This is a genomic window from Planktotalea sp. (assembly GCF_050633725.1).
GTDB lineage: Bacteria > Pseudomonadota > Alphaproteobacteria > Rhodobacterales > Rhodobacteraceae > Planktotalea.
Window position 1 is genome coordinate 447,616 of sequence record NZ_JBOEHB010000001.1, and the last position, 18,478, is coordinate 466,093.

14 protein-coding genes are annotated in these 18,478 nt (G+C 55.1%); 7 read left to right on the forward strand and 7 right to left on the reverse strand.

The annotated features are described in order from the left end of the window. Positions 1-79: 79 nt before the first annotated feature. Positions 80-1,732: a thiamine pyrophosphate-dependent enzyme gene (locus ACRBCU_RS02120; protein WP_431363701.1), complete on the forward strand. Its 1,653-nt coding sequence runs from the start codon at positions 80-82 to the stop codon at positions 1,730-1,732. Here ACRBCU_RS02120 and ACRBCU_RS02125 read toward each other — a convergent pair. Further along, on the reverse strand, positions 1,724-3,244 hold the full coding sequence (locus ACRBCU_RS02125) for a trimethylamine methyltransferase family protein (RefSeq protein WP_431363702.1): 1,521 nt from the start codon (positions 3,242-3,244) through the stop codon (positions 1,724-1,726). The two genes, ACRBCU_RS02120 and ACRBCU_RS02125, sit on opposite strands and share 9 nt — an antisense overlap. Positions 3,245-3,324: 80 nt before the next feature. Between ACRBCU_RS02125 and ACRBCU_RS02130 the strand changes: the two genes are divergently transcribed. Both ACRBCU_RS02130 and ACRBCU_RS02135 read left to right on the forward strand, forming a co-directional pair. Then, positions 3,325-4,278, forward strand: coding sequence for a LysR family transcriptional regulator (locus ACRBCU_RS02130; protein ID WP_431363703.1), 954 nt, complete (start codon positions 3,325-3,327; stop codon positions 4,276-4,278). An 81-nt stretch (positions 4,279-4,359) separates the two neighbouring features. Continuing rightward, complete coding sequence (locus ACRBCU_RS02135) at positions 4,360-6,795, forward strand: GcvT family protein (RefSeq protein WP_431363704.1); 2,436 nt, start codon at positions 4,360-4,362, stop codon at positions 6,793-6,795. Between the two features lie 11 nt (positions 6,796-6,806). Here the strand turns inward: ACRBCU_RS02135 and ACRBCU_RS02140 are convergent, their stop codons facing one another. The 6 genes from ACRBCU_RS02140 to ACRBCU_RS02165 all read right to left on the reverse strand — a co-directional run bounded on the left by ACRBCU_RS02140 (position 6,807) and on the right by ACRBCU_RS02165 (position 12,652). Further along, positions 6,807-7,736, reverse strand: coding sequence for a carbohydrate kinase family protein (locus ACRBCU_RS02140; protein ID WP_431363705.1), 930 nt, complete (start codon positions 7,734-7,736; stop codon positions 6,807-6,809). A gap of 91 nt (positions 7,737-7,827) precedes the next feature. After that, a complete protein-coding gene (locus tag ACRBCU_RS02145; protein ID WP_431363706.1) occupies positions 7,828-8,904 on the reverse strand; it encodes a branched-chain amino acid ABC transporter permease in 1,077 nt (358 codons plus the stop codon). A gap of 1 nt (position 8,905) precedes the next feature. Further along, complete coding sequence (locus ACRBCU_RS02150) at positions 8,906-9,898, reverse strand: branched-chain amino acid ABC transporter permease (protein ID WP_431363707.1); 993 nt, start codon at positions 9,896-9,898, stop codon at positions 8,906-8,908. A gap of 8 nt (positions 9,899-9,906) precedes the next feature. Next, complete coding sequence (locus ACRBCU_RS02155; RefSeq protein ID WP_431363708.1) at positions 9,907-10,611, reverse strand: ABC transporter ATP-binding protein; 705 nt, start codon at positions 10,609-10,611, stop codon at positions 9,907-9,909. Further along, the gene (locus ACRBCU_RS02160) at positions 10,608-11,375 is read right to left on the reverse strand and encodes an ABC transporter ATP-binding protein (RefSeq protein ID WP_431363709.1); all 768 of its coding nucleotides are present in this window, start codon (positions 11,373-11,375) and stop codon (positions 10,608-10,610) included. Before ACRBCU_RS02160 ends, ACRBCU_RS02155 begins: the two co-directional genes overlap by 4 nt. Before the next feature lie 77 nt (positions 11,376-11,452). Then, the gene (locus tag ACRBCU_RS02165) at positions 11,453-12,652 is read right to left on the reverse strand and encodes a substrate-binding domain-containing protein (RefSeq protein WP_431363710.1); all 1,200 of its coding nucleotides are present in this window, start codon (positions 12,650-12,652) and stop codon (positions 11,453-11,455) included. A 93-nt stretch (positions 12,653-12,745) separates the two neighbouring features. On the opposite strand from ACRBCU_RS02165, the gene ACRBCU_RS02170 reads away from it, so the two are divergent. From ACRBCU_RS02170 to ACRBCU_RS02185, 4 genes are all read left to right on the forward strand, one after another. Next, positions 12,746-13,354 (forward strand): LuxR C-terminal-related transcriptional regulator, encoded by a 609-nt coding sequence (locus tag ACRBCU_RS02170; RefSeq protein WP_431363724.1) that lies wholly within the window; start codon positions 12,746-12,748, stop codon positions 13,352-13,354. Between the two features lie 83 nt (positions 13,355-13,437). Continuing rightward, the gene (locus ACRBCU_RS02175; protein WP_431363711.1) at positions 13,438-14,481 is read left to right on the forward strand and encodes a TAXI family TRAP transporter solute-binding subunit; all 1,044 of its coding nucleotides are present in this window, start codon (positions 13,438-13,440) and stop codon (positions 14,479-14,481) included. 78 nt (positions 14,482-14,559) lie between these two features. Next, complete coding sequence (locus tag ACRBCU_RS02180) at positions 14,560-16,893, forward strand: TRAP transporter permease (protein ID WP_431363712.1); 2,334 nt, start codon at positions 14,560-14,562, stop codon at positions 16,891-16,893. Next, positions 16,890-18,452 (forward strand): sulfatase family protein, encoded by a 1,563-nt coding sequence (locus ACRBCU_RS02185; RefSeq protein ID WP_431363713.1) that lies wholly within the window; start codon positions 16,890-16,892, stop codon positions 18,450-18,452. Before ACRBCU_RS02180 ends, ACRBCU_RS02185 begins: the two co-directional genes overlap by 4 nt. Positions 18,453-18,478: the final 26 nt, after the last annotated feature.

Genomic DNA, 18,478 nt, shown 5'->3' on the forward strand with positions numbered 1-18,478 from the left:
ACTTGTTCAAAAAGTCTGCGCAAAGTTTGCCAAAGGGCTTTATCGCCCGCATGAGTCTTCGATTTGAAATGGAGCTGAGATGAGCACATCCCCTCAAACGCGCCGCGCCGCCGATCACTTGGTTGACCTACTTGTCGCGCAAGGCAGCACCCATGTTTTTGGTGTGCCCGGAGAAAGCTATTTGCCTGTTTTGGATGCGCTTCATGGGCGCGAGGCGGACATTTCTTTCATCACATGCCGTCAAGAGGGCGGTGCCGCGATGGCGGCCGATGCTCACGGCAAATTGACGGGACGCCCCGGGATTTGCATGGTCACACGTGGTCCCGGTGCGACCAATGCCAGCGCAGGGCTTCACATCGCGTTTCAAGATAGCACACCTATGATCATGTTCATTGGTCAGGTGGCCCGTGACATGACAGAACGCGAGGCGTTTCAGGAACTAGATTATCGCCGCATGTTTGGCCAAGTCGCCAAGTGGGTTGCAGAAATCGACGATCCGTCTCGCATTCAGGAGTTTGTGACGCGCGCTTACCGCACAGCTATGTCAGGCCGCCCCGGTCCGGTGGTTTTGGCGCTTCCCGAAGATATGCTCTACGAAGATATTGTTTTGCCACCTGCGCCGAGCGTTGCGAGCCCTCCACGCTTTCTACCTTCCGCGTCGCAAATGGATGAACTGCGCGCGCGTCTTTCAGGGGCCAAGCGGCCCTTGATTATGGCTGGAGGCGGCGGTTGGAGTGAAACGGGCATCGCCGCGCTTGAAAAATTTGCAGAGGTACAAGGACTGCCGATCACTGTTTCTTTGCGTGTGCAAAGCCTGATGAACAACAATCATCCCAATTTTGTCGGCCATTTCAGTGTCGCGCCTACGCCATATCTGAAAGAAGCTCTGGATGATTGTGATTTGCTGATCGCCATAGGGCCTCGATTGGGGGAAATGACGACGCAAGGATACAATTGGCTGAAACCACCTGTGGCCCATGTTCCTTTGGTGCATGTCTACCCTGACCCTAACGAGCTTGGCCGCGTCTATGAGCCAGTGTTGGGTCTTGCCGCGGATATGGATAGCTTTTGCGAAGACCTAGCGACTTGGGACGCAATTGACCGAGATCGGCACGCCGCACGTACAAAAGCGCTACGGGCAGAGTTTGAAGATTATGCCTCACCGTCATCGGTTCCAGACGATCCACTTGCGCCAATGTTTGCCCATCTTGCAGAAGCGCTGCCAGATGATGCGATTATGTGCAATGGGGCGGGGAACTATGCAGGCTGGCTCAACCGTTTCTATCGGTATCGCTCAAAAGGATCGCAGCTTGCTCCGACGTCTGGGTCAATGGGCTATGGTCTTCCCGCGGCGGTCGCAGCCGCAGTCGTCGCCCCTGATCGCGAAGCCTATGCGGTTGCAGGGGATGGGTGTTTTATGATGAACAGCCAAGAACTTGCGACGGCCATGCAACACAACCTTCGACTTACCGTTATCGTCGTCAATAACGCGCGGTATGGAACAATTCGTGTTCATCAAGAGCGCGAATTTCCGGGGCGGGTGTCTGGAACCGACATGATTAATCCAGACTTTTGCGATTTCGCGCGTTCTTTTGGTGCTGTTTCTGTGAGGGTCGAAGACTTGGATGGTTTCAAAACGGCCCTCGCGGAGGCGCGCGCGCGCGGTGGTTTGAACCTGATTGAAGTCATGCAGGACACAAATCTGCTGGCCCCGGGAAAGTGGCTAAACTAGCGTTTTGAATTTCGCGCGTATTTCTCGATCTTGCGCCGCGCTTAGGTAATTCGGATGATGCTCAGCGAGCACCGCCTTAGCGCGCGCATTGGCACGCGTCCATGCGTCTAAGGCTCCGTTTTCTTCCCAAGTGCGCGGTTGTTCACGATCTGCCAGTTTGGGGTAGTGATAGTCACGCTCCATCGCCGCGTGGGTCTGGCTTGAGCCGAGAAAATGGCCATCGCCAAGGATCGCGTCGCAGATCGCGCTAAAGCCTAAGTTCTCTTCACTGACTTCAATGCCGCGCAGCGCCCGATAGGTCATTGCGTGCATGTCGTCATCCAGAATGAAGGCTTCGAAACTCGCCCCCAAAAGCGCGGCAGTCATGCCAGAGCTTTCATAGATCAGATTGCCACCTGCGAGCGCTGCCGCAAGCGAGGTCATGCCTTTTTCAACGCCATATTGCGCATCAATCGCTTTTGCATCCGTCATCGACGCCGCAATACCTGAGGGCAAACCAAGCCAGTTGGACAATTGGGCAGAGGCGGCGTTAAGGACTGTGGTTTCTCCACCCCCGCCTGCGAAAGCACCGCTGCGTAGGTCTATCACCAACGGCCAGTTAGAAAAGATCATCGGAAATCCAGCAGAGATCACATTCACCATCACAAGGCTGGCCAAGGTTTCAGCAAGCGATTGTGCCAAAAAACCCGCAAGGGTCGCAGGCGCTGTTGCACCAGCTTGGGCCGCGGTGATGCATGACATCGGGATGTTATGTTCGATGCATTTGTACACCACATCAACGGCATCTTCGCCAAAGCGCATTGGTGAAATTACAGGGCTGATATGGGTTTTTATGAACGGTCGCTTGGAAAATGCGCCTTCACCGCCCGCCGCGATGTCCAGCATTTCAACGATTGGATCGACATGCTCGGCCAGCGTAAAGGCTGTGGCGACTGGCTTGCTGGTGTTTTTCAAAAGCGCATAAGCGGTGTTTACGTCCAGATCAAAAGGGGCAGCCACATCCGTCGCAATGCAGCAGCGCGTAAACCAAGCGACATTATCAAGCGTGTCTTGCAGCCGCGTAAAGTTATGTAAATCCGCGAGGGTTGAAGGGCGGTAAAGCCCGCTGTGCAAATCAAGCGTGTTCACCGCAGCGCCGCCTGTGCCGAAATAGACCTTGTCGCCGCCGACTTCGATCGAGCGGTCTGGATCTCGACCGTGAAGCGTAAAGGTCTGGGCCGCTTTGGCGATGCAATCTTCTACCAAAGCGCGTGGAAGCCCGATGCGGCCGTTTCCCAGATCGCTTGCCCCGGCATTCAACAGATCTTCCCAAAGCCGCGTTGGCACCTCGCCCATACCTAGCTCGGCCAGTAGTTTAAGGGCGGTGGCATAGATACTTTGAAGATCGGTTTCGCTAAGCGGGCGGTATTGTCCGCCGATTTGCCCAGCAGGTGCGGGATTTACTTTGGGAGGCGCGGCGCGCTGGGCGATGCGTGCGCGGCGACCGCCTGCACGTTTGGATGTGTTTGTCATGCAAAGCACCGTCTATCGCGCGCGGGAGCAAAGCAAGAAAATGCAATGACTTGAAGAAAAACTGAATTATAGATTTGGTTATGAACCAAGATGATCCCCCGTTTACCTTCCGCGCGGTACAGAATTTTGTCGCCGCAGTCGAAGCCAGCTCAGTCACCCGCGCGGCGCATGTGCTTGGGACCAGCCCATCATCGGTATCCCAGCAACTCGCATCGTTAGAGGCCGCATTAGGGGCGCGTTTGATCGAACGTTCAGCCCGCCAGTTTCGCCTAACACGCGCTGGAAACCTGTTTTTGGAGCCTGCAAAAGCGCTTCTTGATGATGTGGGTGCCGCTAAAGTGCGTTTGGCGCTCGCAGATCAAACGCCACCGCTTTCTCTGCGCATCGCATCTTTGGAGGAACTTGATGCTACGGTAACAGCGCCTTGGCTCCTAAATCTGTCCAAGCGGTTTCCAAAGGCGTCCCTTTCTCTCATCAGCGGCGCGAGCCATGAAAACCACGACGCATTAAGTTCGCGCTCGGTAGATATGACGCTCGCGGTAGATACCGTGGCAAAAGTGGATTGGGTTGAGCGCCACCCGATCCTGCGCGATCCGTTTATTCGTGTCGCTGCAATTGGCACGGAGCCCGGCGATGGCTCGGCTCCGATGATCCGATATGAACCCAACTTGCCGATTGGACGGCAAATCGAAGCGCATCTGCGCCGATCCGGCCAAGCGCCAGCGCGAGGATTTGCGTTTTCCACGAACCAAGCCTTGTTTGCGATGACCGCAGAATTGAACGGTTGGGCGATTACCACGGCGCTCGCCTATCTGGGAACGCCTCTTGCGCAAGAATTGGTGACGCCGCACCCTTTGGATACCCCAAGGTTTTCACGGCAGTTGGAGTTGCATGCCAGAGCAGGGGCTTTGGGCGAGTTGCCAACGATGATTGCGCGCGATTTGCGAAGTTGTATCAGTCAGCGCATTTTGCCGAAAGCGGCGGAGCGGCTGGGTGATCTTGGCGCAGATTTGGCGATAATTCAGAATACCTAAATCATAGATTCTTTAAGCTATCGGGTGATTGCCCGACTTCGCTCGATCTGTTGAAGTGTAAAAAAGCCAGAGAGAGTCGCTATGAAAACCCAAACTCGCGTTGTTGTAATCGGCGGTGGCATTGCCGGCTGCTCAACACTTTATCACCTCACGCAGGAGGGCTGGAGTGACGTTGTTCTTGTTGAACGTAACGAGCTGACCTCGGGAACAACGTGGCATTCCGCAGCGCAGGTGACCAATTTTGGCATGAACCAGACGATGGTTGGTCTCAAGACGCACTCAATCAATCTGTATAAAGAGCTGCGGGATGATCCAGAGTACCCTGTAGGGTATAATCACGGCGACGGGGGCATTCGCCTTGCCAATACCGAAGCGCAGATGGAGGGATATCGCCATTTTGCGTCGATGGCGCGAGGAATGGATGTTGAGTTCGAAGTGATTGACGCACAAGAGTGCGCGCGACGTCATCCGTTGCTTTCCACCGATAACTTAATTGGTGGGCTTTGGGATGGAAACGATGGTGACATTGATCCCGCATCTCTGTGTCAGGCGCTCGCGCGGCGCGCGCGCCAAGCAGGGGCAGAGGTCTATCGCAATACACCTGTGACGGGCTTGACCCAACATAAAGACGACAGTTGGACCGTGCATACCGATCAGGGCGATATAGATTGCGAAATCGTCGTGAACGCATGTGGCTACAGGGTGAACGAAGTTGGTGCAATGATGGGGGTGCATCACCCTGTTGCCTCAATGGAACATCAATATTTTGTCACCGAAGATATTCCAGCCATCATCGAGGCAGGGCATCGTATGCCGCTGATCCGTTGCCCGATCAGTGATTACTATTCGCGGCAGGAAAAGAACGGACTTCTTGTCGGCTTTTACGAGCAAGACTGCAAAACATGGGGCATGGACGGAATTGATCCGAACTTTGTCAACGCGCTTTGCCCGGACGATCTGGACCGTGTCATGGATGTTCTGGAAGGTGCCTTCGCGCGAATGCCAGCGCTGGCAGACGTTGGTATCAAGAACGTTGTAAACGGGCCGATCACCTATACCATCGATGGCGCTCCACTGGTTGGGCCGATCCCGAACAAACGCAACGCTTTTTGTATCATCGGTTTACGCGCGGGCCTTGGTGAGGGCGGCGGCCACGGTTGGATGCTCGCGCAGCAGATCGTTCATGGCGAGGCCTGCTATGACACGTGGTGCATCGATCCGCGCCGCTTTACAGGGCATGCAAATGTCGAGATGACGGCGTTAAAGGCGATTGAAGACTATCAAAACGAATTCCGCTTTCACTTTCCGAACGAACACCGTCCAGCGGCGCGCAATGCCAAGACCACACCTTTGACGCCTGCTTTGGCCGCGGAGGGGGCAGAGTTTACCGTCGTGAACGGCTGGGAGCGCGCGGAATTCTTCAAGCCCGATCCTGATTTTCATGTCACGCATGGGTTCTGTTTCGATGAAAGTTTCGACATCGTTGCCAAAGAAGTCGCGACCGTTCAAAATGCGGTCGGGCTAACCGAAGTCAATGGTTTCAATCGTTTCGAACTGACAGGCCCGGATGCTCAGAATTTCTTGGATCGAATGATCTGTGGGCGCCTAACGCGTAAAGAAGGGCGCGTTGGTCTGGCGTATCTGCTAAACACCCATGGTATGTTGAAAGCCGAAGCGACGATTGCGAACCTGCCCGCATCCGATCGCGGGCCTGCGCGCATTTGGTATGGATCAGCTGCGGCGGCAGAGTTTCATGACATGGATTGGCTGCAATCCAACCTGCGCGACGACGAAGACGTTACCATCAGATCACTTACGAATGATCAAACCATTCTCGTACTTGCGGGCCCTAAAGCGCGTGCGGTGATGCAAAGCGTCAGCCGCGAAGATTGGTCTGCAAAAGGCTTTCCTTGGCTGTCTGTGCGGGAATGTTTCATCGGATATGCCCCTGCAACAGTGATGTCGGTGAGCTTCTCTGGCGAACTTGCTTATGAAATCCACGTGCCAAATGCGTCGCTCTATGCGGCCTATCTGGCCCTTCGCGGCGCGGGCAAAGCGCATGGGATGGGCTTGTTCGGTGCATTGGCCGTCGATTCCATGCGCATGGAAAAGGGGTATTTGCATTGGAAAGCGGACATTCTAACCGAGTTTGATCCTTTCGAGACAGGGCTGGAGCGCTTTGTTAAGCTGGACAAGCCCGAGTTCGTCGGAAAAGCCGCCCTCGAAGCGCGCTATGCAAAAGGACCAAGCAAGCAACTTGTAACGCTCAAGCTCGCCTCAACAAACGCAGCGGCGCATGGCGGTGCGTCGTTGATGTCAAAAGGCAAGGTCATAGGGACAGTGACATCAGGCGATTGGGGGCATCGAACGGGTCTGAACATTGCGTACGCCTTTGTTGACCCGGATTTCACTGCGCTGGGCACGACGGTAGAGATTGACGTGCTTGGCACACTGATCGCGGCCGAAGTCATCGACAAGGCGCTTTATGATCCTGAAAACCTGTTGGTAAGAAACTGAGCGCTTTGCGCTCAGTCGAGCTCGTGTTTCCAAGGTGGGTTGGCACCCTTGCGAGAGACAGTCACGCGCGCAGTTTTCATTCCATAATTGAGCGCGGCCTTGGCATCTTCTTCGGAGAGTTCGGCGATGGCGGATTTGGTTAACAAACCGCTTTCATGAAGCGATGCCAGAATACCTGCGTTGAACGTATCCCCTGCGCCAATGGTGTCTGAGTTTCTCAGATCGACCGGGTTGGCGGGCACATGCACAGCGTAGTTTGTGTGATAAGCCGTTGCGCCGTCACTGCCTTGGGTGATCAGAACAAGCTTTGGCCCCTTTGCGAGCAACGAATGGGCGCGCTCTGAAAACTCGCCCGCGCCTTCTAACCATTCAAGGTCTTCATCGCTCAGCTTGAGAATGTCGCTCGCGCCAATCATCCGCTTCAGGCGCGCGCGAAACGCCGCCTCATCGCGCACAAAGCTTGGGCGAATGTTCGGATCAATCATCGTGACACGGCGATCGGCTTCGCGCAGCATCAGTTGCTCGTAGCTTTCTGCGCAAGGTCCATAGGCCAACGAAATGCCGCCAAAGAACAATGCGTCAATGGTTTCCGGAATTGCAGGGAGTGCGTCAGTGGATAGTGTGCGAAGCGCCGTGTTCTCATCAAAGAACGCGTATTTGGCCTGACCGTTTTCCAGTTTTACAAAGGCAAGCGTTGTGGGCGCATCGCTAATCGGGCAGAGCTCGTAACCGACATGACTTTCGGTCAAATGGGCCTTTAGCTGTGCGCCGAACATATCACTTGAGAGCCCCGCAAAGAAGCCAGAAGGAACACCCAGTCGCCCGAGCGCGACAGCGGTATTCATGACAGCGCCCCCCGAATGCGGTGTGAAGGCAGGCAACCCGTCGCTCGTTTGGCTGGCGACCATATCAATCAACGCTTCTCCGCAGTTCAAGATCATGGCGCGTATCCTCTATTTTGTGATCTGTTAGCGCTCACATGCGCTTTGATCGTTCGGATAGCATTTCAGCGCGCTGGTCTTCAACAAGAATTCACTCGCGCGCACCCTTTGCCATGAGCGTCCCAGCAATACCGCGCGGAAAGAAGTAGACCAACAGGATAAAGATAATTCCGAGCCAAAAGAGCCACCGATCTGGCGCAAGCAATTCTGGAAGTAGGGGCAGGTTTGCCGTGGCTTCCGAGGCCGCGCCCATCAAGTCGCGCAAATAATACTGGGCCATGACCATGAGAACCGCGCCGATAACGGCTCCCCACATTGTGCCCATGCCACCGATGACCACCATGAGAAGAATGTCGATCATGATCGCAAAAGACAATGCTGTGTCAGGCCCTGTGTATTTAAGCCAAATCGCGTAGATTGATCCCGCAATAGACGCGGCAACCGCTGATAGGCAAAAGACGAATGTGCGATAGGCAACCACGCGATAGCCGATAGCTTCTGCCCGGGATTCGTTCTCGCGGATTGCCTTTAGCACTGTGCCGAGAGGCGAGATCGTCAAGCGCAGCATAACAAGGAATAGGGCCAAAGAAGAGAAGAAGACGAAGTAATAGGCAGCGAGTTTTCCGTTCAACTTAACGCCGAACCAGCGAACAACTTTGCCGTTTTCATCCACCGCCAACTTGTTTGCAGTTTTGAACACGTCGGGCGCGCGGTATGTGATCCCGTCTTCGCCGCCTGTTAACCCCGATAGCTGGGACGCCAGCACGAGAACAACGGAGGCGGCCGCAAGAGTAATCATCGCAAAGAAGATTGCTTTCACCCTCAAGCTGATCAATCCGATGATTGTAGCAACGATCAAAGAGATGGCGACGCCCGCGATCGTGCCAAGCGCGACAGCGTCCCAACCGGGGCCCATTTGTTTCAAAGCGATGGCCGCGCCGTAGGAGCCAAAGCCGAAGAACATCGTATGGGCAAAGCTTACGATGCCTGTGTAGCCGATCAGAAGATCGTAGCTGGCGACCAGCACAATAAAGATACAGATCCGCGCAGAAACTTCGAGCGCGCGTACGTCTTGGAACAAGAATGGTGCAAACAGTAAGATCGCTGCAATCACCAGCATCGCGGTTTTGACGGCGATTGTACCGTATGTGTTTTTAGCCTGACTCATTTTACTTCACCGCCGGACGCAGGCCACTGGGCCGCCACATCAAAATTGCCATCATCAGCAGCATGTTGGACGCGAGTGCCAGTTTCGGGGCCAGATACCCAATGTAATTGGCTGTCAGTCCGACAATGATAGCCCCCAAGAGCGTGCCTTCGATTGAGCCAAGACCGCCGATGATCACAACGATAAACACAACGATCATCATCTCTCCGCCAAGGGCAGGGGTGATCAGAGTTTCATACCCTGCCCACATCGCCCCTCCGAGCGCTGCCAAGGCAGATCCGAGCATGAACACACCGATAAAAAGACGATTGATCTTAAAGCCAAGGCTTTCCACCATTTCACGGTTCTCAACGCCTGCGCGGATCAAAAGACCAACACGTGTTCGATTAAGAAGCACGATAAGGCCGGTAAAGACCGCTGCGCCCAAGGCAAAGGCAAAGACGCGGTAAATCTCGATACTCACATCCCCGATAATCCACGCACCATCTAGGAAGGACGGGCGCGGCACCGTGACGGGTGTGCCGCCCCAGATCGCGAGAATGGCTTGCTCAGAGACAATAAGAGCGCCCATTGTGATCAGGATTTGACGCAAGTGATCGCGGTAAACGGGGCGAATAATCACTGTTTCAAAGAATAACCCAGCCGCAAGGCCAAAACTAATCGCTGCAATCAGAGCAAGCCCAAGCGCTGCGCAGGCAAGCAGAACGCTATCGCTTTCTAGCCATCCGCCTAAGGCTGCAAGCGTGCTGGCGGCAACAAACGCGCCAAAGCTCACAAACGCGGAATGGCCAAAGTTCATGACATCCATCAGACCAAAAACAAGGCTTAGGCCAGAGGCCATAAGAAAGACCATCATGCCCATAGAAAGCCCGGCAATGGTTAACGTCACCCAAGACGAGGGCGCGCCTATAAGCACGAAAGCGATTGCTGCCAAAGCAACAGGTAGCAGGTTTACACCGCCAAATCGCCCGAGTGTTTCAGATAAGTTCGTCATGATAGTCCTCATGCGGAGAGCCCCAAAAGCTGGCCCTGCAGGGCGGTATCAGCAGCAAAGTCGGCCATTGATGCGGTGTGAACAACGCGGCCATCATCAATGACGGCCATATCGCGTCCCAAGCTGCGGGCGAAATTGAAGTTTTGCTCGACCAAGAGAATGGTGGTGCTTTGCGAAATCTCGCGAAAGGCTTCCCCCATCGCAGCAACGATTGAGGGGGCAAGACCCTTTGTCGGCTCGTCAATCAGGATCAAGGCGCGTGGCTCAATGATCGCGCGGGCCACAGCGAGCATTTGTTTTTGCCCACCAGATAGGCTCCACGCTTGCTTGGACCAGAATTTCTCAAGCGCGGGGAATAAATCGTAAATGCGCTTTAATCGCTGTTGGTCGAATTTGCCCTTGGCTGTTGCGAGGATCAGATTTTCCTCCACCGTGAGGCCGCCAAAGATGCCCATGTTTTCGGGAACGTAGGCAATTCCCTTGCGTGCAATGTCTGCGGTGGCCGTGCTTGCAATGTCTTGCCCTTGAAAAATCACAGAGCCGGGGCAGGGCTGCCAAAGGCCCATGATGGAACGCAAAGTGGTGGTTTTGCCGGCGCCATTGCGCCCAAGAAGAACAAAAACGCCTCCCTCTGGCACGTCAAAGCTTATGTCATGCAGCACGGAATATTGGCCGATGTTGGTTTTCATCGAGCGAAGCGACAAAAGAGTCATGCGGTTTCCTCTGTTGCTGTGCCTAAATAGACCTCTCGAACGATCTGGCTGGCCATGACATCTTCGGGCGCTCCATCGGCGAGCAATTCACCATTGTGCAAAACGATAATGCGATCTGCGAGCGCGCGCACCACGTCCATCTTGTGTTCAACGAGCAAGACGGTTTTGCTCGGATCGGATTTGATTTTTGCAATTAGGTTCAAGACGGCAGGCGCTTGGTCGAGTGACATTCCTGCGGTTGGCTCGTCGAACATGTAAATATCGGGCTCCATCGCCATGAGCAGGGCGACTTCCAGCTTGCGTTGATCCCCATGCGGCAACGCGGATGCGGGCATGAAGGCTTTGTCATTCAAGTGCGCCGCTTCCAGATAATGCTCTGCACGAGCGGTCAGATTGCGGTGTTGCACCGCTGGGCGGAAAAGTCCCCAGCCAGCACCGCTTTGGGCTTGGACTGCGAGGCGGATGTTTTCCAAGACGCTGAGTTGGGGGAACAGGTTGGTGAGCTGAAAGGCACGCCCGATGCCTTGGCCTGCGCGTGCGGACACAGACAACTTGGTGAGATCAACATCGCCTTTGTGCACTGTGCCAGAGCTCGCGGGGAGCTGACCCGAGATTAGATTGAAATAGGTTGTTTTGCCTGCGCCGTTCGGGCCGACAATCACCGTGGTTTCACCAGCATGAAAGGCACAGGAGACCTGATTGACCGCGACATGGCCACCAAACCGGATGGTTAAGTCGCGCGTCGTAAGAGAGGGCGTGGGCATATTGGAATATCGCTTTTGACAGATATGTTCGGCCCACAAGGGGACATGGGCCGAACCAGTTGCTTGGTCGCGCTTGACTACTCGTTTGTGCGACCAACAGGGATATTCATTTCATCCGCTTCAATGATGCGAACCAAATCCGGGATTGCCCAAGCCACATCATCATCCACACGGATTTTGAAATGCACCATTGATTGGAGCGCTTGGTGATCTTCCGGGCGGAAGGTCATTGTGCCTTTCGGGGTTTCCCAAGACATGCCTTCCATCGCTTCGATCAGGTCATCAGTCTCATAGCTCGTTGCCGTTTCAAGCGCTTTGACCACCGCCAGAGCCGCTGCCATGCCGCCAGCGGTGAAGAAATCAGGGGGACCATCGAAGCGCTCTTGATGCGTTTCAACAAGCCAATTGTTCACAGGATTGTCGTAAGCTTCATAGTAGTAATAGACCGCGCCCTCCATGCCGGGAAAGCGTTTGTACGTTGGCAGAACAGGTAGGATGTGACCACCCATCGAAATCTCGATGCCGTGACGGGCTGGATCAAGCGCTTGAATTTTACCCGGCGCATCGCCGCTGCCTGCGACATAGACCAGAATGACTTTGCGCCCTTCTTTGTCTTTGAGCGCGTTGAACATGCGCTCGGTTGCGGCGGTGAAATCTGTGGTGCCTTGGGGTACGAATTCTTCGGTCACTATTGTTGCGCCGCTACCGTCGAGTGCAGCCTTGAACGCTTCAATGCCGTCGCGGCCAAAAGCATAGTCCTCTGCGAGCGTTGCCACAAAAAGGTTTTCGTCAGGCTTTAGCGCAAGTGCTTGTGCTTGCATGTCCATAGAAGAGTTACGTGACGTTTTAAAAATATAGCGGTTGCTGTCTGGGCCTGTCAGGCTGTCCGCAACGGCAGGTTCGACGATCAGGATTTTTTCGTACTCTTCTGCGATCGGAAGCATGCCTTTGGTGACACCAGAAGATGTCGCGCCAACTGCGAGAAGAACTTCGTCATCGCCGTAAGCTTCGGCCAAAACCGCGCGTGCAACGTCGGGTTTGAACTGCGTATCCTTAATAATCACCTCAATCGGGCGACCTTTGACCTCGTTCGTGCCGCCAGTGGCATATTCCAAACCCAGCTCAAACCCTGTTTGCGCTTGTTTGGAAAAAGCTTCAAAGCTTGACCCTGATAGCCCGTGGATTAATGCAATTTTGATTGGATCTTGCGCCCACGCTGCGCCAGCAAGCGCGATAGATGTGGCGACGGTTGCGGCGAGCCGCGTCAATGTCTTCATTGTTTCCTCCCATGCAGGCTAACGTTGCGTTGCACGCAATTGGCCTGTCGTTTACATTCTGCGAGCATCACTGACGGGATGAAACGGGGCAAGATCGTGGAAATACGTATCGAAGATTGCTTTGCGAAAGGTAGCTTTGCTGAACTTGCCTTCATGCATGCGCCGATTGGCTTGGTCGTGACCGAAATGAGGGTGATCCGTGAATGTAACATCGCCTTTGCAGAAATGTTTGGCTACACCTGCGATGAGCTGCGCGACCAGATGTTTTCAGTGCTTTATCCGTCGGACGAAGAATACGTGAATATTCGGGATCGCGGGGTGAAGCAGCTTCGCGAAACCAATACCTATTGGGACGAACGGATCATGGCCCGCAAAGATGGGGCATTATTCTGGTGCCGTGTGCGGGGACATTCATTCACGCCGGACGAGCCACTCTTGCGCGCAGTCTGGAGTTTTGCAGACCTATCTGCTGATCGCCCCTACATCAGTCTGACGCGGCGCGAGCGCGAGATTCTAAGCCATCTAAGCGAAGGGCTGACCAGCAAAGAAATCGCGCTTCAACTGAGTATTTCTTATCGCACGGTTGAAGTGTATCGCGCCAAGCTTTTGCGCAAATTCAATGTCAACAACACGAGTGGGTTGTTTCATTGCCTCGGCGCGATAGACGGAAATCACGTCGTTTCGACAAGTCCGACGTCTTAAGTGCGTCATTCGTTGAAAACTCCTTGCTATGTTAACAAATTTCGAACAGGCTGGGTTTCATATAAAGTTTTTGGGAGGAAACTATGAAATTCACCGCATATGCTGCGTTGCTTGCTGGCGCGATTTTGACAACACCAGCCATGGCGCAGGTCAATTTGACCGCTGAAACAGCCAGTCCGGGCGGCGCTGTGCATCTTTCGCCAGCGCATTTGACCGAAATCGCCGGCACGCTTGGCATCGCCAATATCCAGCTTGCTGAGGGTCAAACGCTGACCAACTCAATCCAGAACGTCGCTGAGGGCAAAACAGATATCGCGGGCACGCCGCATATTCTTCCCTTCCTGATGAGCCGCGGCGTTGGTCCTTATGGATCGCTCGGCAAGGAAAAGGGCGCAGAGCTTGCAGGTAATCTGCGTGCGATCACGCCTGTAACGCTCGGCGTGTTCTTCCTGTTTGCCTATGATTCCAAGAACCTGAATGGCTGGGACGATATCGAGGGTCGCAAAATCTATAACGGTCCACCCCGTGGCGGCGCGCTGACGAATGCGCGTAGCATGATCCAGATCATCACAGGTCTTAAGGACGGCGAAGGTTATGAAGGTATGCAGGCCAACTGGGGTCAGGCGTCTTCTGTGATTTCAGGTGGTGAGCCTGATGCGGTGGTTCTGCCGGAACTCTTCCCGGGGAGCCGTCTGACGACTGTCGCAGCCGCTGGCAACATGACGGGTTGGTCCATGCCGAAAGAAGCCTATGAGAGCGAAGCCATGCAGAAATACATGCAAGCTCCGGGCAGCGCGCCGACCGAGATCAACATTAACGAGCTGCGCGAGATCATGGGCGAGAGCTGGTCGTTTGTGTCCGAGGACGACACGTTCCGCGCGTTTTCCACCATTGGCGGCAACGTAGTTCACAAGGATATGGATGACGCGCTCGTCTTTGATCTGGTCGCTGCCTATGTCGCGTCCATGGACGATCTGAAGGCCAAAGCGCCATTTGGCAACAGCGTCGATTTTGACAACCCGATGCTTGGCATGTGTGGAGCAAACCCCGTCAAATATCACCCAGCCGCCGCACGTGCATGGCGTGAAGCAGGGTATGAGCTGGATGATTGCGCCGTTGCTGAATAAGCCACATTGCAGCTAGCAAACGAGGCGTCGCCAAAAGACTGGCGGCGCCTTTTGTGACACTGAACCCATAGGTAGATCATGTCCGATAGCACCGAGCAAACGCCGCGACAGGCGATGTTTCCCAACAAATATGTCTATGTTCTTGCGCTGATTTTCGTCGCGATGGGAATTGTGAACAGCACGCCCTCTATTCCCGGTTGGGACGATATGTGGAAGGGGCTGACGGGGAACGACAAGCTCAAGGTGCGGTCCTTCTCGACCGAGTATTTCTACCCGCTGGTGTTCTTCATCATGATGGTGATCGTCGCGCTTAAACATTCGATCTGGCGCGCATGGCAGGGCACATCGCGCGCGTGGTTCGGGGCTTTTATGGACATCGCTTTGGTCGTTGCGGCGGTTGTCATATCGCTGACCTATCTGATCGAGATCGACAGCGTGTGCTTGATTGACACCATGACCGGCGAGCGCGCGCGCATCATGGCCGAAACCCTTGCCGCCGAGATCGAGTTTGCCGAGACCATGGGCCTGCCTGCGCCCGACACTGTTGAAGATCCCAAGTGTGTTGCTACGACGGGGGTCTGGCTGGTGGCCATTGTCGGCGCTTCGATCCTGATCTTTCTTGGATATAATGTGAAGGTCTGGGGTTTGCCGCTGGTGCTGGTCGCGCTGTTGGTTGCGGCCTATACGATTGGCACGGTGCTGGTGTGGTATTTCCACGGGCCTGACGACATCAACAAGTATTTCATGACCAAGCTTGGCGGCGAGCCGCGCACCTTCCTTGACGGTGTGCCCAATGTGCATGACGCCTTGGTCAATAACTCGTCCGGCATGCTTGGGCGCTTTATGTATGTGATTATGAACCTCGTGTTCCCCTACATCATTCTTGGCGCGATGTTCGGGAAATCTGCGGGGGGTCAATCGCTGATCAAGCTCGCCTTTCGCTGGACGCGTAACCTGCGCGGCGGACCTGCCCATGCGGCGATTGTTTCCTCTGCGATGTTCGGCACGATCACTGGCGGACCTGTGACCAATGTTCTTTCGACCGGGGTTCTTACGATCCCGATGATGATCCGTAGCGGCTTTTCGCGGGTCTTTGCAGGCGGCGTCGAAGCGGCGGCCTCCTCGGGGGGTTCGATCATGCCGCCTGTGATGGGCGTTGCTGCCTTCATCCTCGCGGCGCTCACCGCGACGCCCTATGGCGATGTGATCATCGCGGCGACAATCCCGGCGATCGCCTATTTCTTTTGCTTGTTTCTGACCGCGATGTTCCAATCGCGCAAACAGGGTATCGAGGCTGTGGGTGAGTTCACCGAAGACATGCACATCACGCGCACGGATATTTTGCACCTGATGCAGATCTTCCTGCCGATCCTGTTGATCCTCGTTCTGCTGCTCACCAAAAAGGACGCGGTTGGCTGTGGCTGGCTCGGCTGGCTCATGGGCGCTGAGGTGGTGATCAATAACGGCGTGTGCCGCGCGACAGACCTGCCTTGGTTCCTGGAGCTTTATCAAAATGCTGCTGGTGATGCGGGCGCGACTGGATGGTGGGGCGCGGCGCTCGTGATTGTGCTGCTGTTCCTCGACAAGGATTTCCGCAAGACGCCACGCAAAGCGCTGGACGCTTTGGCCGATGCGGGTATCACGGTTTCCACGCTTTACCTGATGTTCCTCGCGGTCACTGTGATTGACGTCTGTTTGAACTTCACAGGCCTGTCGAAATTTGTTGGCATTGATGTGCTGCGCTTCCTGATCTCGCTTGATCTGGGCAGCGGCGATTCAGGGATGCTCCAGTTCTTCGCGCTGGCGATCACCATGTTGCTGGCGGTCTTGCTGGGCATGGGCATGCCTGCGGTGCCGGCCTATATCAACGTGGCGCTCTTGATGGGGCCGCTGCTAATCGGTCTCGGTATTGCGACCTTCACCGCGCATATGTTCATCTTTTACTTCGCGGTGGCGAGCGCGATCACACCGCCCGTGGCGCTTGCCGCTTTCGCCGCCTCGACCATCACCAAGGCCGAGCCGATGGCAACTGGCTTCAGCGCTGTACGCTCTGGCATTGTGATGTTCTTCATTCCTTTCGTCTTTGCCTTCTACCCAGAGCTATTGCTGATTGACGAGGCCCTGATCGACCCTTCCAGCCCGTCAAAAGAGTTTCTGCCCGGCTATGAGGACGGCGTGCAGTTCGTGCCGCTCCTGTGGCTCTTGGCCAAGCTGATCTTTGCGCTCTATTTCATCGCTTCGGCGCTGGCGCGCTATGATGCGGGTCCGCTCAATATGGGTTGGGTGTTCATTCGCATCGCCATTGCGATCGGCGTGTTGATGAGGCCCGAGATGATCCATTTCAGTGCTTTAGCGCTTGGGGTCGGAGTATTGGTCTTCCACAGGTTCACGGCGGCGCGGCAAATGGCATGAGTAAACGGGTAAATTTCCTTCTTTTCATCACCGATCAGCACCGCGCTGATTGGCTGAGATGCAGCGGGCATCCTGTGGTGAAGACGCCGAACATTGATGCGATTGCCGCTGATGGCACGCTGTTCGAGGATTTCCATGTGGCGCTGCCCGTTTGCATGCCCAATCGCGCCTCGCTCATGACAGGGCGTATGCCTTCGGTACATGGGCTACGTTATAACGGGGCCCTTTTGCCCGAGCGAGCGAATACATTTGTCGATGTCTTGGCGGCGGGTGGATATGCAACAGCGAGCATCGGAAAGAGCCACCTACAACCCTTCACCGATCATGCCCCTTTGCGCAAAGATGACGGTATAGAGCGCCTCGTGCCAGAGGCGTGGAAGGATGACGGCACCAGCTATACCAAGGAAGAGCCAGCCAGTTTTCTGGGCGATAAGGAAACCCCATTTGAGGGGCCTTATTACGGGTTTCAGCATGTGGAAATGATGACCAGTCATGGTGATCGGTGTGGTGGGCAATACGGCCAATGGTTCCGCGAGAATATAGAGGATTGGCAGGCGCTGCATGATCCCGCGAACGAGCTGCCGCATAACTACACCTGCCCGCAGGCCTACCGCACGCCAATCCCTGAAGAGGCTTATCCAACCGCTTGGGTCGCGGATCGCGCGATTGAATATATCGAAGGGCGCAAGGATCAGGATGATCCGTTCTTTGCCTTCGTGTCCTTCCCCGATCCGCATCATCCGTTTAATCCGCCGGGCAAATATTGGGATATGTATTCGCCGGATGATTTCGACGTTGAATTGCCCTACGACGCGCACGAGAACCCGACGCCCCCAATGGAGGACGCCACACAAATGTGGGAGCAGGGCAAGACGCCCGCGATTCCGCAGATGCCCTTCCGCGCCGATGATCAGCATATCCGCGAGGCCAAGGCGCTGACGGCAGGCATGATCACCATGATCGACGATCATATTGGCCGTGTTGTGCAGACGTTAAAGGGCACGGGGCAATACGAGAATACGGTGATTATTTTCACCTCGGATCATGGCGATTATCTGGGCGACTTTAATATGATGCTGAAGGGTCCGCTGATGATGCAATCCATCACTCGCGTTCCAATGATCTGGTCCGACCCTGAGACGCGTAAAGCCGTGCGCACAGGCGCGATGGGATCCACGATTGATATCTCTGCGAGTATTCTGGATCGCGCAGGGCTTGCGCCCTATTTCGGCATGCAAGGCCAAAGCTTTGTTCCTGCCCTTGATGGCGAAAACCCCCACCGCGAGGAGGTGCTGATCGAGCATAACGACGGCGGCCCGCGCATGGGGTTTTCCAAAGCGGCCCGCGTGCGCACGCTACGCAACAAGGAATGGCGCTTTACGGTCTATGCAGGCGAGGATTGGGGCGAACTTTATGATCTCAAAAACGATCCACGCGAGACCAAAAACCTTTGGGCGGACCCCAGATTTGCAGAGGATAAAGCCGCGCTATCTATGCGTTTGATTGAACACCTCACCTATCAAATGGACGAAAGCCCGCGCGCCAATCGTCTCGCTTAGACCGAGTTATTCAGGAGCGAGTTTTG

Bases quoted from the DNA above. Each gene is read 5' to 3' on its own strand.
- ACRBCU_RS02135 (WP_431363704.1), top strand. From the start codon at position 4,360: ATGAAAACCCAAACTCGCGTTGTTGTAATCGGCGGTGGCATTGCCGGC.
- ACRBCU_RS02120 (WP_431363701.1), top strand. From the start codon at position 80: ATGAGCACATCCCCTCAAACGCGCCGCGCCGCCGATCACTTGGTTGAC.
- ACRBCU_RS02155 (WP_431363708.1), bottom strand. From the start codon at position 10,611: ATGACTCTTTTGTCGCTTCGCTCGATGAAAACCAACATCGGCCAATAT.
- ACRBCU_RS02140 (WP_431363705.1), bottom strand. From the start codon at position 7,736: ATGATCTTGAACTGCGGAGAAGCGTTGATTGATATGGTCGCCAGCCAA.
- ACRBCU_RS02185 (WP_431363713.1), top strand. From the start codon at position 16,890: ATGAGTAAACGGGTAAATTTCCTTCTTTTCATCACCGATCAGCACCGC.
- ACRBCU_RS02150 (WP_431363707.1), bottom strand. From the start codon at position 9,898: ATGACGAACTTATCTGAAACACTCGGGCGATTTGGCGGTGTAAACCTG.
- ACRBCU_RS02160 (WP_431363709.1), bottom strand. From the start codon at position 11,375: ATGCCCACGCCCTCTCTTACGACGCGCGACTTAACCATCCGGTTTGGT.
- ACRBCU_RS02175 (WP_431363711.1), top strand. From the start codon at position 13,438: ATGAAATTCACCGCATATGCTGCGTTGCTTGCTGGCGCGATTTTGACA.
- ACRBCU_RS02165 (WP_431363710.1), bottom strand. From the start codon at position 12,652: ATGAAGACATTGACGCGGCTCGCCGCAACCGTCGCCACATCTATCGCG.
- ACRBCU_RS02130 (WP_431363703.1), top strand. From the start codon at position 3,325: ATGAACCAAGATGATCCCCCGTTTACCTTCCGCGCGGTACAGAATTTT.
- ACRBCU_RS02145 (WP_431363706.1), bottom strand. From the start codon at position 8,904: ATGAGTCAGGCTAAAAACACATACGGTACAATCGCCGTCAAAACCGCG.
- ACRBCU_RS02125 (WP_431363702.1), bottom strand. From the start codon at position 3,244: ATGACAAACACATCCAAACGTGCAGGCGGTCGCCGCGCACGCATCGCC.
- ACRBCU_RS02180 (WP_431363712.1), top strand. From the start codon at position 14,560: ATGTCCGATAGCACCGAGCAAACGCCGCGACAGGCGATGTTTCCCAAC.